Origin of the sequence: Halapricum desulfuricans (genome assembly GCF_017094465.1) — an archaeon.
In the GTDB taxonomy this organism is placed as follows: domain Archaea; phylum Halobacteriota; class Halobacteria; order Halobacteriales; family Haloarculaceae; genus Halapricum.
This window is the reverse complement of record NZ_CP064791.1, coordinates 2,533,834-2,547,128: the sequence shown is the minus strand read 5'-3', so window position 1 is coordinate 2,547,128 and position 13,295 is coordinate 2,533,834. Positions and strand designations below refer to the sequence as shown.

Annotated in this window: 13 protein-coding genes, 1 other RNA gene and 1 pseudogene; 6 read left to right on the top strand and 9 right to left on the bottom strand. The window is 64.4% G+C overall.

Annotation, left to right across the window (positions count from 1 at the left end):
- Positions 1-28: 28 nt before the first annotated feature.
- Both HSEST_RS12980 and HSEST_RS12975 read right to left on the bottom strand, forming a co-directional pair.
- A complete protein-coding gene (locus HSEST_RS12980) occupies positions 29-700 on the bottom strand; it encodes an HAD family hydrolase (RefSeq protein ID WP_229121385.1) in 672 nt (223 codons plus the stop codon).
- A 56-nt stretch (positions 701-756) separates the two neighbouring features.
- Positions 757-1,278 (bottom strand): bifunctional nuclease family protein, encoded by a 522-nt coding sequence (locus HSEST_RS12975; protein ID WP_229121384.1) that lies wholly within the window; start codon positions 1,276-1,278, stop codon positions 757-759.
- A 222-nt stretch (positions 1,279-1,500) separates the two neighbouring features.
- On the opposite strand from HSEST_RS12975, the gene HSEST_RS12970 reads away from it, so the two are divergent.
- Entirely contained in the window at positions 1,501-2,115 is a 615-nt protein-coding gene (locus tag HSEST_RS12970) for a hypothetical protein (RefSeq protein ID WP_229121383.1), read from the top strand.
- Positions 2,116-2,209: 94 nt separating this feature from the next.
- Complete coding sequence (locus HSEST_RS12965; RefSeq protein WP_229121382.1) at positions 2,210-2,428, top strand: hypothetical protein; 219 nt, start codon at positions 2,210-2,212, stop codon at positions 2,426-2,428.
- Here the strand turns inward: HSEST_RS12965 and HSEST_RS12960 are convergent.
- Together HSEST_RS12960 and HSEST_RS12955 are read right to left on the bottom strand one after the other, a co-directional pair.
- Positions 2,425-2,658 carry a DUF3194 domain-containing protein gene (locus HSEST_RS12960; RefSeq protein ID WP_229121381.1) on the bottom strand — a complete coding sequence of 78 codons (234 nt, stop codon included), beginning with the start codon at positions 2,656-2,658 and terminating at the stop codon, positions 2,425-2,427. The genes HSEST_RS12965 and HSEST_RS12960 overlap by 4 nt on opposite strands.
- Positions 2,659-2,662: 4 nt before the next feature.
- Positions 2,663-3,061 (bottom strand): prefoldin subunit beta, encoded by a 399-nt coding sequence (locus tag HSEST_RS12955; protein WP_229121380.1) that lies wholly within the window; start codon positions 3,059-3,061, stop codon positions 2,663-2,665.
- A 107-nt stretch (positions 3,062-3,168) separates the two neighbouring features.
- Here HSEST_RS12955 and rnpB point away from each other — a divergent pair.
- Positions 3,169-3,554, top strand: an RNA gene (gene rnpB / locus HSEST_RS12950) — RNase P RNA component.
- A 57-nt stretch (positions 3,555-3,611) separates the two neighbouring features.
- Here the strand turns inward: rnpB and HSEST_RS12945 are convergent.
- Positions 3,612-5,138, bottom strand: a complete 1,527-nt coding sequence (locus HSEST_RS12945; RefSeq protein ID WP_229121379.1) for a nickel-dependent hydrogenase large subunit — start codon at positions 5,136-5,138, stop codon at positions 3,612-3,614.
- A complete protein-coding gene (locus HSEST_RS12940) occupies positions 5,138-6,358 on the bottom strand; it encodes a hydrogenase small subunit (protein WP_229121378.1) in 1,221 nt (406 codons plus the stop codon). Before HSEST_RS12940 ends, HSEST_RS12945 begins: the two co-directional genes overlap by 1 nt.
- Positions 6,359-6,863: 505 nt before the next feature.
- Between HSEST_RS12940 and HSEST_RS12935 the strand changes: the two genes are divergently transcribed.
- Positions 6,864-7,877: an NAD-dependent epimerase/dehydratase family protein gene (locus tag HSEST_RS12935; RefSeq protein ID WP_418886555.1), complete on the top strand. Its 1,014-nt coding sequence runs from the start codon at positions 6,864-6,866 to the stop codon at positions 7,875-7,877.
- Positions 7,878-7,916: 39 nt separating this feature from the next.
- Here HSEST_RS12935 and HSEST_RS12930 read toward each other — a convergent pair whose 3' ends face one another.
- Positions 7,917-9,509 (bottom strand): J domain-containing protein, encoded by a 1,593-nt coding sequence (locus HSEST_RS12930; protein ID WP_229121376.1) that lies wholly within the window; start codon positions 9,507-9,509, stop codon positions 7,917-7,919.
- A 100-nt stretch (positions 9,510-9,609) separates the two neighbouring features.
- On the opposite strand from HSEST_RS12930, the gene HSEST_RS12925 reads away from it, so the two are divergent.
- Positions 9,610-11,196 (top strand): Hsp70 family protein, encoded by a 1,587-nt coding sequence (locus tag HSEST_RS12925; protein WP_229121375.1) that lies wholly within the window; start codon positions 9,610-9,612, stop codon positions 11,194-11,196.
- 81 nt (positions 11,197-11,277) lie between these two features.
- Here HSEST_RS12925 and HSEST_RS12920 read toward each other — a convergent pair whose 3' ends face one another.
- Positions 11,278-11,454 (bottom strand): hypothetical protein, encoded by a 177-nt coding sequence (locus tag HSEST_RS12920; protein ID WP_229121374.1) that lies wholly within the window; start codon positions 11,452-11,454, stop codon positions 11,278-11,280.
- A gap of 150 nt (positions 11,455-11,604) precedes the next feature.
- Between HSEST_RS12920 and HSEST_RS12915 the strand changes: the two genes are divergently transcribed.
- On the top strand, positions 11,605-11,811 hold the full coding sequence (locus tag HSEST_RS12915) for a hypothetical protein (protein ID WP_229121373.1): 207 nt from the start codon (positions 11,605-11,607) through the stop codon (positions 11,809-11,811).
- A 78-nt stretch (positions 11,812-11,889) separates the two neighbouring features.
- Here HSEST_RS12915 and HSEST_RS12910 read toward each other — a convergent pair.
- Positions 11,890-13,208 (bottom strand): annotated as a pseudogene (locus tag HSEST_RS12910) (RNA-guided endonuclease InsQ/TnpB family protein).
- Positions 13,209-13,295: the final 87 nt, after the last annotated feature.

The window sequence follows — 13,295 nt, the reverse complement described above, 5'->3', positions numbered from 1 at the left end:
GGCGCGATCGGGCGCGCGCAAAGCCTACCTAGTCGCTTGCGGACCGGCCCGCGACCAGTTCGGCGACCGCCCCGAGTCCCTCGACCTCGTAGTCGGGCGTGACCGACAGTTCGGTGTCGGCCCGGTGGGATCGCCGGACGAACGCCGCGTCGATGCCGGCGGCGTGGGCGGCCTGAACGTCCGTCTCGCTGTCGCCCACGTACAGCGCATCGCGCGTCCCGAGGTCCGCGAGCGCCTGTTCGAGGTAGTAGGGTGCGGGCTTTTTTCGGCGGAGGCTCTCAACAGTCGGCGGGCGACCGTACACCGTCTCGAAGTGTCGGTCGAGGTCGAAAAAGTCGAACGCGAATTCGACAGTCGCGTGCTGGTTCGAGCTGACGACACCCAGCGGACGGTCGAGCGCGGCGAGATACCCGATGTCGTCGTAGGGCTGTTTCCGGCCGGCGCGCATCTCGGCCTGCTGGCGGCGGGCCAGCGCACGGTCGCGAGCCCGCCAGAAGGTCTCGGGATCGAGACCGTACCGTTCGCAGACTCGCTGCAGTTTGGGGACTGTGACGCCGAGACTCATCGCCTCGACGTCTTCGCCGTCCGGGTCATCGACGCCGACGGCGGCGAACGCCTCGCGAGCACCCTCGTAGTGCGGGGGCATGCCCGTCAACTCCAGCAGTACGCCGTCGTTATCGAAGATGACCGCCTCGTACATGCGCGATCGTACGGCATAGATAGCCCTGACAGTTTCGGTCGCCAGTCAGAGCGGGATCAGAACTCGAAGTCGTCGGGGTCGTCCTCGGCGTCGACGTCGGATCCCTCATCGAGATCGTCCTCGGCCCCGAACGGATCGGCCTCGGCGTCGGTCTTGAATGCCTCCGGGGGCTGTCCGGCCGCATCGATGACCGCGTCGTCGACGATGATCGGGCAGTCGACCCGGAGCGCGACCGCGATTCCGTCGCTCGGACGGGCATCGAAGACCGCGTCCTTGCGCGAGCCCCCGGTGTACTGCTCGGCATCTATCTTCGCGTAGAAGGTGCCATCAGCGAGATCGTCGATCCGGACGCGATCGATCGCCCCACCGAACTCGGAGAGCATCTCGATCATGAGGTCGTGGGTCAGCGGGCGTTCGAACGGCTCCTCGTCGATGGCCAGTTGCATCGACTGGGCCTGATCGGCGCTGACGAAGATCGGCACGTACTGGTCGCGCGCCTGCAGAAGCACCACGGGTGCACCCGCCCCGTCGTCCCCGACGCCGACGCCGACCCCCTCGACTGTGGCCTCGTGTTCCATACCACGAGATTCGGCGGCGATTCCCAAAAGTACTCGGGCGTGCCAGGGGCCGGAACTGACACCCTGGCGCCGGAACCCGAACCTCGTATATAAATCTGTCGTCGATTAACGCCGTTTGAGAGGACAAACCGGGGAAAGCTGACGCAATCGAGGCTGAATCGCCTTCGGGGAGTACCCGGTTAAAACGGCTTCCCGATAGAGGGTCAGTCGGAGCGAACGAAAATGAATCTACCAAAGATCGCAGGCATTGCCCTCGCAGTGGTGCTCATCGCCGGCGGCACGGCGGCAGCACTGCCGGGCAACGCACCCGCGGACGCACCGGTTCCGGACCAGGCGAACACGAACGAAACAGTAACCGACGCAGCCGACGCAAACGAGACGGACGAGTCGGCGGACCGAGCGGACCGCCGGCCACACGAAGCCACTGAGCGCGGACCGCCCGCCGAGCGCGGCCCCCACATGAGCGAGAACGCTTCGGCTGCCGAGCGCGGCCCGCCGACTGACATGCCCGAGCAGGTTCCCGACTTCGTGACGGAACTCCACGAGACGATCAACCAGTTCCTCTCCGGCGAACTCGAGGGGGACCTGGGTGCAGCGATCGCCGACGTCACGCCCGAGGACGCTGACGACGTGCCGGACGACGAGAACTCGGCCGATGACGAGCAGTCGGCTGACGATCGAGAACTCGACGAGCAAGCGGAGCGCGCGTCTGACAGCGACGATGAAACGCCCGAAGATGACATGGAAGACGACGAAGCAGCGGACGACGAAATGAACGACGAGGAGACGGACGACGAATCGACCGATAGCGACGACGACACCACGGTCGAAAGCTGAGAGGATCCGTTCCCGACCGCTCGGCCCTCCACCGATCCGACACCCGATCGCCGGTAACGTCGGTCTTTTCTACCGGACTCACATACGGATCGTCATGAGCCTCCCCAGCGCCGATCGGGAACTTGACCGCAAGCAGGCGACGCTGGCAGTCGCGCCCTTCCTGGTACTGGGGCTCGGCAACCTGGCGCTGTTGCTCGGCTGGGGACTGAAGCCGCTGTGGGCGTTTCTCATCCTGCCGCCGATTCTGTTCATCAGCGTGCTTGGCTGGATCGCGTTCCGGACGGGTTTCGTCCGCGACCAGGGCCAGAGCTAGGAGAACAGTTCGTCGACGGCACCGCGGGCGGCCAGCGCGGCGTCGTCGGCGACTTGCTGTTCGTCGATCCGGTCGTCCTCGACGTTGAGATAGACGTCGACTTCCAGTACGTCGTCCTCGAAAGTCACCGTGATGTCGAAGTCGGCGACTGCCGAGCGGTCACAGCGCGAAAAGATGACGTTCTCGGCCGCGTCAGCGGCCGTCTGGACGACCTCGCTGTCTTCGACCATCGTCTCAGTCGCCGCCGGGGCCGACATCCGGGCTCGGGCCGCCAGCGCCACCGCCGCCAGCGCCACCGAGCATCTGCTGGAGTTCCTGCTGGAGCTCCTCGAACTGCTCCTGAACGCGCTCTTCCTGCTTGTCGAGGCTCTCGACGCGGACTTCGAGGTTGTCGACCTTCTCTTCGAGGTCGTCGTAGGCCTCGTCGTAGTCGCTCTCGACGAGCAGTTCGCCGACCTGGCGGTACATGCCCGTGTCCTCGTCGATGTCCTCGAGCGCGTCGAGGGCACTCTCGGCCTCGGCGAGCTGGGTCTCGGCCTGCTGTTTCTGTGTTGCGACCTGCTGTGCCGTCTCCTGCAGATCCTGCAGTTCCTCGAGTTTCTCCTGTGCTTCCGGCGGCAGATTACCCTGCATACCCGGACCGTCGTGACCCGGACTGTTAAACCCACGTTTTTAGTTCGAACGGCAGGAACGGGTCGGTCAGTCGACAGCGTTAATCCCGAGCGCGGAGTAACGCTGATGGCAGCGGGAGCCCGGTTCCCGTGCCCGAGACTGCGTTCCGCAGAACGGGCATGAGGAAAGTCCCCCCACCGACCGGGCAGGTGACCGGGTGCAAACCCGGAGCGGGAGACCGCTGGCACTGGAACAGAAACGAGACCGCTCTGCTCGACTAATGAGGCGTGCGAACCCCGACTGACGAAGGTCGGGTCGACTGCCGGACGAAAGCCCGGCAGGGTGACCTGCCGAGAAAGGAACGGGGAGTTGACCCGCCGAAGGCCGACAGCAGAGAACGGATGGAACGGCGAATCCTCACCGGTGCAAGTCCGCGCCACAAGGTAGCCCGGACGCGGCGCGGACGCTCAGCCGAATGCCGGGCCGAACAGAAGGGGGCTTACTCCCCGCAGCCACTATTGTCCGAGAGCGATCGCACCGTCCTGACGATCCGCGAGTCCGCCCTTCGGCTCTAGTCGCCGAGCGAATCCGTGGGGCGCGGTGGCTCCAGATCCCCGACGAACCGCGTTTCCTCGCCGTCCTGGACGTGGACGGCACAGCCGAGACAGGGGTCGTACGACCGGATCGTCCGCATCACGTTCACCGGGTCGCGGGGATCCTCGACTGCCATCCCTTCGAGTGCGTACTCCAGGATGCTCGGGTTACCCGCTTTGTCCCGGGGGCCGAGATTCCACAGCGTCGGTGAGATGATCTGGTAGTTGGCGATCTCGCCGTTTTCGACCCGCACCCAGTGCGAGAGCGCGCCCCGCGAAGCGCCCCAGAGACCGACGCCCTCGGCGGTGAAGTCGTCGGTCCACTCGGCTCGCAGTGGCCCGTGGATGTCCACCGACTCGATCCACTCTCCGAGCATGTCCCTGACGAGCAGGAACTCTTGCACGCGGGCGATGAGACGGTTCAGCGTGCTGCTCCGCTGGGGATCGCCGCCGAGTTCCGATCGGAGATCGAACGGGTCGTCGCCGGCGGCGATCAGCCGGGCGAGCGGCCCGGTCTCGACTGCCTGGCCGTCGAACCGAGGGGCCTTTCCCCAAGAGTACGCGCCTTCCTTGTCCGGTGCCGGCTCGGGCGGCGGCGCACGTTGGGGGTGGCCACCGGATTCCTCGGTGTACCAGGCGTGACTCGTGTCTTCCGTGATACTCGCGAGCAACTCCGTCCGACTCGGGTCGCGTACCGAGCCGTCGACGAAGACACCGCCGGGGAACACGAGGCCGCCGCTGTCGTCGTAGAACATCCCGTTGGCGTAGAAGCGTCCGGGACCGACACCGAACTCGTCGGCGCCTTCCTCCGCGGCCGCGACGAGGACGCTCACCATGTCGTACAGCCCGCGAGCGTCACTCGGTGGCCCGCGCCGGTCGCGGACCGCAGCCAGCACCTCCGGGACCGCGTCGGTCGGCCCAACCCACTCGTCGACCGACGCGATGCGCTCGCGGACCCGATCCATCGTCTCTTCGTCGGGCTGGGCGACGACGCCCCCCGGCGCGTACGTCAGCGGATGGGGTGCGCGGCCGCCGAACTCGGTGAACGCCTGTAACAGCGTCCGTTGGTTGGACAGCGCGCTCTCGTACCCCGCTCCCTCGTTCGGGTTCAGTCGCGCGTAGCCAGTGTCCGCGACGGCGTCGCTGTAGTCCGGTCCGGCCAGCGTGAACAGGTGGATCGCGTGGTTCCAGAGCAGGAACATCCCCTCCATGACGTTCTGGAGGAGGCGAGCGTTGTACGGTACACCGCCGAAGACGCCAGCGCGAGCGGCCGCGTCCTCGAGCGCAAGTGTCGCCGCCTTCCGGTGGGAAGTGAAACAGACTCCACAGACCATCTGCGTGATCTGTGGGACGTCCGAGGGGGGTCGTCCGACGGTGATGTTCTCGATGCCCCGGAACATCTCCATGTGGCTTTTGGCCGACGCGATCTGTCCGTCCCGCACGTCGATCGTCGTGCTGTGGTGGCCTTCGATTCGCGTCGTCGGGTTGATCTCGATCTCCGGCATCAGCGATCACCGACCGTTCGGTTTCGTGGATCGTCGCGCCAGGCGATCGGTCCGTCCGGGCCGAACCAGCGACCGACGAGCCACAACGCCCCAACGACGGGAAGCAGGGGCAAAAGCAGGACACACACCGGAATCGCGATCAGCAACCCGGCGAGACGGCTCTCCGGCCTCGGTATCGCGCGACTCGATTCCTCGATCGGTTCGGGCTCGCCGATCTCCTCTCTCGTCTCGCGGGTCTCGTAGAACGGGGTGAACCGGTCCCAGAAGGCCGGCTCGACACAGCCAATGCAGGGCGCGCCGACGTCCCGGCAGATGGTGGTCCCGCCGTTTCGCAGCCGCTTGGAGTCGTCACAGTTGGCGTGGACGCCGGCACAGCCGGCCTCGTAGAGACACCCCGATTCGCCCGGCTCCGACGCGAAGTTTTTCGCCTCGTAGTCCGGCCGACGGGTACAGTCGTCGTGAACGAGCGGGGCGAAAAGCGGCAGCGGCCGGTTGAACTCGTCGAGAGTCGGGATGTAGCCGTTCAGGACGGTCGCGAGCGTCAACAGGATGTGATCCGGGTGCGTGGGACAGCCGGGAACGTTGATCACCGGAAGGTCGGAGCCGGCGGTGAACTCCGGACCCAACACGCCGCCCCGGTCGATCCCCTCGAACTGGACGCCGGACGCACCGGTCGGACTCGCTCGAACCGCCTCCGGATCACGCTTCCCGGCGGCCGGCAGCCCGCCGTAGGCGGCACAGCTCCCGACGGCGATGACCACCTCGGCGCGTTCCGCGAGTTCGACCACCCAGTCGAGGATCGGTCGACGAGCCCCGTCCCGATCGACGCCGAGCGTCGCTGCGCGCGGGACGTCTACCGGAATCGATCCTTCGACGATCAACACGTCCGGAGCAGTCTCGATCGCCTCGAGTGCCCTGTCTCCAGCGTCGGTCATCAGCGTCGGGTGGAAGGCGATCGACTCCCGGAACCGTTCGAGCTGGAACTGTTCCGGGTACTCCCCCTGGAGCAGCGAGATCGTACAGCCGGTGCAGCTCTGCCCCTGAAGCCATGCGACATCGAGATCGTCTTCGACGGCACGATCCAGCGCAGCGTTGATCTCCGTCGAGAACTCCGAGATCACGTCGCCCGGCTCGCGGTCGACTGCCAGCGAGAGGAAATCGTACTTCGAGTCCTGGTGTAGCCGTTCCGTGGGACGCCTACCCTGTTGGGCCGTCGCCATAGGTAGTGTGTTGCACTACTAATACATATGTTTACTGCTGGTTCGAGAGTACTAGTAAAAATGTGGAGATAGCGCCGATCGGCCGCCCCCATATCCTATCATTCCTGATACGGATTGTGGCAGACTGCTTCCGGTCTTGATCGCCCTAAAACACGCCTTAACGACTGAAATGCGCTTATTTGGAGATGGATATAACTCTCTGCAGAGTAGTTTCACTGAATGACTATATCGTCCTATCCCGTCGAATACTTGAATCAGTAGTAAAGAAAAGATCTCAGAATATTCGGATATTGAGCGATAGCGAAGCGAGTATAGAATATCTGTCATAGTGATGAGTAAATATATGGCACATGATCGATTCTCCCGCCGTTTATCCCACAGATAGTTGTCATGAATGGGGTCTAGAGCGGCTTCACAGATTCACGTGCCGGATATCGGGCTTGTATTCCCCGGTCGAGTTTCGTTCTGCCCTAATTACTAAGCGATGCCCGACGGAGAAACGGACATGGACGTGCTGATCCTCGGCGGTACGGGCCTCATCTCGACGGCGATAACCAGGCAACTCGACGCCACCGGCCACGACGTGACCGTTTGCAACCGCGGCGAGAGCGACGCCGCGATTCCGGAGTCGGTCGATCACGTCCGGGCGGATCGGTTCGGCGACGAGTTCCCCGCACGAGTCTCGGGCACTGATCCCGAGGTCGTGATCGACATGCTGTGCTTCTCTGAAAGTGACGCCGAGCTCGCGATCGAGGCCTTCGAAGACCGGATCGATCAGTACGTGCTGACGTCGACGATCGACGTGTATCGCCGCCCGGTCGAATCAAACCCCGTCACAGAGAGCGCCCCGCGCCGGCCGCCGACCAGCGACTACGGGGCCAGAAAGGCCAACGCCGAAGACGCGATCCGCGCTGCCCACGACCGCGGGGCGTTCGCGGCCACGATCGTCCGCCCGTGGACGACCTACGGCCCGCACGGAAACGGAAACCTCTGTCACACGTTCGGCGTCGATACGACCTATCTGCGGCGGCTCCGTGACGGCGAGCCGATCGTCGTCCACGGCGACGGGACTGGCCTGTGGGGCCCGACCCACCGGCGGGACGTGGCCGGGGCCTACGTCGGTGCTGTGGGTAACCGGGCCGCCTACGGGGAGGCCTACAACGTCACCGCCGAGGGGGTCCCGACCTGGAACGAGTACTACCGAACGCTCGCGGACGCGCTGGGTGCGCCCGAACCCGAACTGGTGCACGTCCCCACCGACGTGCTGCTGGAGATTGCGCCCGAGAAGACTGACTTTCTGGCGGACCACGGCCGCTACAGCACGACCTTCGACACCGAGAAAGCGCGTCGGGACCTGGGCTACGAGCAGTCGATCAGCCTCGAACGCGGCGCCCGGGAGGTCATCGCGTATCTCGAAGAGCGCGACGCGATAACCAGCGAAGACGACGCGTTCATTGACGCGCTCGTCGCGGACTGGCGAGAGACGAGAAGCGAATTCGCCGAGGGGTTCGAGTACTGATACGCCCGGCTATCCGTACGGTCGCGTCGCAAGCACAAATCAGGACACGTACGAGCGGATGCGAAGCGCGGCTGATTCGAGCGCGTAGGCCAGGCTGTACAGCGTCGTCAGCGCGAGCGGAACGATAGCCAGCGCGGCGAACCCGACGACGACCAGTTCGGCGTTTGCCGGGCTGAACAGCGTCGAATCGACGACCGGGACAGTCACGACGACCGTGGCGACGGCCTCGAAGGCCGACGACGACACGTTCGCGGCGACGAGAGCGAGAACGGCGAGAGCGGCGACTGCGCCGGCCAGCGCGAACGAGAGCGTCGCGACGGTTCGACACAGACGCGCCAGCGACCGCGGTGCGCCGACGTCCATCGACGCCTGGAAGGTGAACGCCGCCAGCACGGCAGTGAGGGCCAGCCCCGGCCACTGTGACAGTTCGGACTGGCCGATACCGAGGAACAGCGCGCCCGCGAGCGCCAGCAGCGCCGAGCCGAACACGAGCCAGGCGTCACGCGGGAGCGACGCCGCTCTGTGACGGTGGATCCGCACGAGCAGTCGTCCCGTGATCCACGCGGCGGTGGTCGCGGCCACACCGGCGACCAGGTAGTGGAAGAGCCCGAGAGACGTGACTGGGCTGGCGGGGTCGACAAGCGGGAGTCCGGTGATCGATAGCTCGGGCAGCGACGACTGGACCACGAGCGTGACGGCCAACAGCGGCAGGAACGCGACTGCCGCCAGGAGCGAGCCGACGACCCCGCTGCCGATCGAGCCGACAGCAGTGCCAACGGCCCAGCCGCCCGTCGCGACGACGTACGAGACGACGCGGCGAAGTCGGTCGACCGGCGTCGATACCCACGAGGAGGTCTCGGCCATCGACGGGAGCGAGTCGTCGTCTTCGAGCCGGTCGACGACGGCCGAGCTCGGATGGCCGAGACTGATCTGTGTCGTCGGCGTGCCGTCGCTCGACACGCCGTCACTGTGATCCAGGGACGGGTCGGACGACGCGTCGCCGGCCGGATCAGGGACGGCTGCCGGACCGCTCGCCCGAAGGTCGCCAACCAGCCGATCGACCGATTCGGGCTCCAGAACTGCCGTGCGCCAGAGTTGCTGGCCGCCGGTCACCCACAGCGAGAACGAGCAGGGTCGGCCGGCCTGCTGCCAGCTCCAGGCAGCGATGCCGAATCCGGTGTCCGCGACCGAATAGCCGTTCGGTAACGCCGTGGAGTCGATCGCGTCCGGGACGGGCGTCTCCAGACGGTCGTAATAGCGGGCGAACTGGCGGGAGCCGGCTTCCGGCCCGAGAACCTCGATGAACCCGCGGAGATGCGCGGACAGACGCTCGCTGTCCCGGACGGCGTCGATCACGTCCGTCGAGAGCGTCTCGAACGCCAGCGTCCCGTTGATCGGGCCGAGCGACTCGTAGAGACTGTCGTAGCGGCGCCGTCTGTCGGCGTCTTCGAGGACGTTACTGGCCTCGTTGATCCGCATGTGGCGTTTCTCGTCGGCGTCGGGGCTGGACCCCATCGGAGAGAAGCGCCGATCGGCCTGCTTGCGCCGGCGCTCGATCGCCTCGCGGTCGGCCTCGGGCGACACGCCGATCCGCGCGTAGTAATCGATGGCGTCCGGGTCGGGCTCTGGCATGCCTGCCGTATCGGACGTGTAACACCGGCGTCGTATAAGGATCTCGTGTCGGACGGACACAACAAAAAACCATTTAGGAGATGACCGAGCACATAGGGGTATGGTAGACGGGTACGCAGTGGGGATCGACCTCGGAACGACCAACAGCGCCATCGCGGCGGTCACGGGGGACGAACCTGAGATCATTCCGAACAGCGACGGGGAACGAACGACGCCGTCTGTCGTCATGATCGACGAGAACGACGAGACGGTCGTGGGGCAGTCGGCGGCCAACCAGGCCGTCAGCAAGGCCGGGCGGACGATACAGCGCATCAAGCGTCACATGGGCGAGGAGGACTACGCCGTCGAGATTGACGGCGAGGCGTATCGGCCCGAACAGATCTCGGCGCTGATCCTCTCGCGGCTGCTGGCCGACGGCGAGGCATACCTGGGTCGTGACGTCGACTCGGCGGTCATCACTGTGCCGGCCTATTTCGGCGACGCGGAACGGCAGGCCACCCGCAGCGCCGGCGAGATCGCGGGGATCGACGTCGAACACGTCATGACCGAGCCGACGGCGGCCTGTCTGGCCTACGGACTCCAGGAGACAGGCGACGCCGACGAGGAGGAGACCCACGAGCGCCGGCACGTGTTCGTCTACGATCTCGGCGGGGGAACCTTCGACGCGACGCTGGTCGAAATCGATCTCGAACACAACCACATCGAGGTCAAAAACACCGACGGCGACCGCCAGCTCGGCGGCGAGGACTGGACCCAGCGGATCGTCGACCACCTCGCAGATATCGCACGCGAGGAGGGCGACCTTGAGGTCGCGGGCGATCCAGAACAGGAACAACGGCTCTACGACGCCGCGGTGCGGGCGAAACACGATCTGTCCAGTCGCGAGCAGACCGAGATCACGATCCCGTATCTCGGTCCCGAGTACAACCTGGAGACGACGCTCACTCGCGAGACGTTCCAGGAGTTGACCGCGGACCTGCTCGATCAGACTATCGACTCGGTCGACGAGCTGTTCGACCGTTCGGAGAAGGACATCGAGGAGGTCGACGAGGTGCTGTTGATCGGCGGTGCGACCCGGATGACACAGGTCCAGCAGACGGTCGAATCCTACTTCGGGATGGAGCCGCTGCGCTCTGTCAACCCCGACGAGGCGGTCGCGCTCGGTGCCGCAACCCAGGCCGAGTTGATGTCCACGAGCGGGGACACGACTGCCGACGACGTGCTGCCGGGCGAGGAGGACCTGCTGCTCGTGGACGTCACGCCCCAGCCGATCGGGATCGAACTCCACGACGGCGACTTCGCGCCGGTCGTCGACCAGGACGAGAAGGTCCCGATCAGCCAGAGCGACGACCGCTTTACAACCGTCATGGACGATCAGACCGGCGTCCGGTTCCCGATCTATCAGGGACAGGCCGAGGCGGCCGAGGAGAACACCAAACTCGGCGAGATGGTGCTCTCAGGCATCCCGAAAGCACCCGCCGGCGAGCCGACGCTGGAAATCGACTTCGAGGTGCAATCGGACGGCACGCTGGAGGCGTCGGCGACCCACGTCGAATCGGGCGAGTCGGTCGACACGACGATCGAATCGGGCGTCCGCCTCTCCGAGAAGGAGATCGAGCAGATGAAAGAGGCGCTGCCGACGCTGAAAGACCGCGCCGTCGCCGGTGCCGACCAGAAGGAAGCGTAGCGTCAGAGCCTTGTTTTCGGTGATGGAATAGTCAGTGAAGCTAGATGTATCTGTGCAATCCCGGAAGCGATACCGACAACGTCAGGACCGGTCCGGCAGTGCGCCGTAGCCGCCGGTGAGAATCGTCGGCACGACGACACCGATGGCGAGGAGCACGCCAACCGCGAGTCGGTTGTCACCCGTTACACCGGAGACGAGATATGCGCCAGCAATCGCGGCCACGATCGAAGCCGCAAGCACTAGGTTGTCGCGTTGCATCGTCGGGATGATATTCTCGTCGATTATTAATAATTTTTTGTTTTAGGCACTGCATCGCATCCAATACCACACAGCGGCAAAATACGACTGGCCGGGACAGTCGAACCGAACACGCTTTTTCGGTGGGCGCGAGAGTACCCACTACGAGCTATGGCTGATGAGGACCCGACAGTGCCGATCATCTGTGAGGCGTGCGGGACGGAAACGCGCGTCCCCTTGGAGAGCCTGGCCGACACGCTGGAGCGGCACAACGAGAACCGCCACGACGGCGAGCAGATCGCACAGGTCGATCCCGAGATTGCCGATCGAATCGCCGACCTGGTCGCCGACGATCTGGGATTGCTCGAAGAGGAGTAAACTACCCTCCCCTACTTCGCTCGGGGGCAATGGCCCCGCTCGCTCGTTGAGGGAAGGGCTTTCGCGTGGACTCCCGTTCTATGCCTCAGCTGAGGCAGGAGGGTTGTACTCCCCACTTACGTTCAGCGTCCCGCGATCTGCTCACGGCTTCGCCGTTCGCATGGTCCGAGGGATCTCCGATCCCTCGCTATTCAAGCGCACGTCTACAGGTGCGCCTCCGTCGTCTGCGTTTTGCCGACGTTGACGAGACGCGGAGCGTCTCGTTCGCACACCAGAAATCGAAGATTTCTGGGGACGCCGGAGATACTGAAGGCCGATGTTTTTCGCCGCGTTGTAGTCGGCGTGGTTCTGGTAGCCGCAATCCAGACACTCGAAGTCCTCACCGTCGCGGTTATCATCGTGGGTAAACCCACAGGTCGAACACCGCTTCGAGGTGTTCCGTGGGTCCACCTGGACGGCCTCGATGCCCTGCTCTCTGGCTTTATATTCGACGTACTCGTAGAGGCGGCGGAACGCCCACAGATGGTGCCACGACGCCTGTGGGACGTTCTCACGAATGTCGGTCAGGTCCTCGAATACGATATGCGAACAGTCGTGTTCGACGGCCTCAGCAACGATTTCGTTGGCGACACGATGCAGGAATATCTCGAAGCGTCCGTCCTCCTTGCGCTCGACACCTGCTATCGCGTCGTGTGCCGCCCGTGTTCCACACTGCTGGAGGTCGCCCCGCCGCTGTTCGTACTCTTGCTTCAGTGGGTGAACTCGTCTGCCGACCAGAACCGTCCGGTCGAAGCGACTGCGAGTTGGTTCACACCGAGGTCCACACCGAGGACTGTTCTGTGCCCGGTGGTGGGTTCGGTGTCGTCGTCCTCTTTGAGCATCGACGCATGGAGATACCAGTCACCGTCGCGCCGATGTAGTGTTGCCCGCCGAAACTCGTAGTCCTCGTTGGCGACGTACTTCGTCGGCGGTGTCTTGGGATTTTCAGGGAGAATATAATCGCACTCGATTCGCCCGTCCGGTGTCGATAGCGAAACGTGGTCGCGGTGGAACGTGGCACTTCGCTTGTCGTAGACGGCGGTATCCGCCGTGAATTTCGGACGGGACGTATCTTGGTCGTTTTTGAGCCGTTCGACGCCGCTCTTGATGGATTCGACGGCCTGATGAATCCCTTTCTGGACGAGATTCGCGGTCAACTCCGTGTCCTCGCGTAGTTGGTCGTACAGCGCATCTTCGGCCTTCGCCTTGGATGTGACGTGGTAGCCGTCGTCACCGTGCCAGCACCACTCGCTCGCGGTGTTGGAACAGTATTTGAATTGCTCGATAGTCTCCCGCAGATGTTTATCCGCGCCTTCGGGCGTGTCGAGCTTGATAACGGCGGTACGACGGTACTCCACAATATTTTCATATATCTAATTGTGGTTACTTAATAGTTGGGGGTTAGTAGGCAATAGTCTGGAGAGTGGTCAGTACTGGGTCGGCTT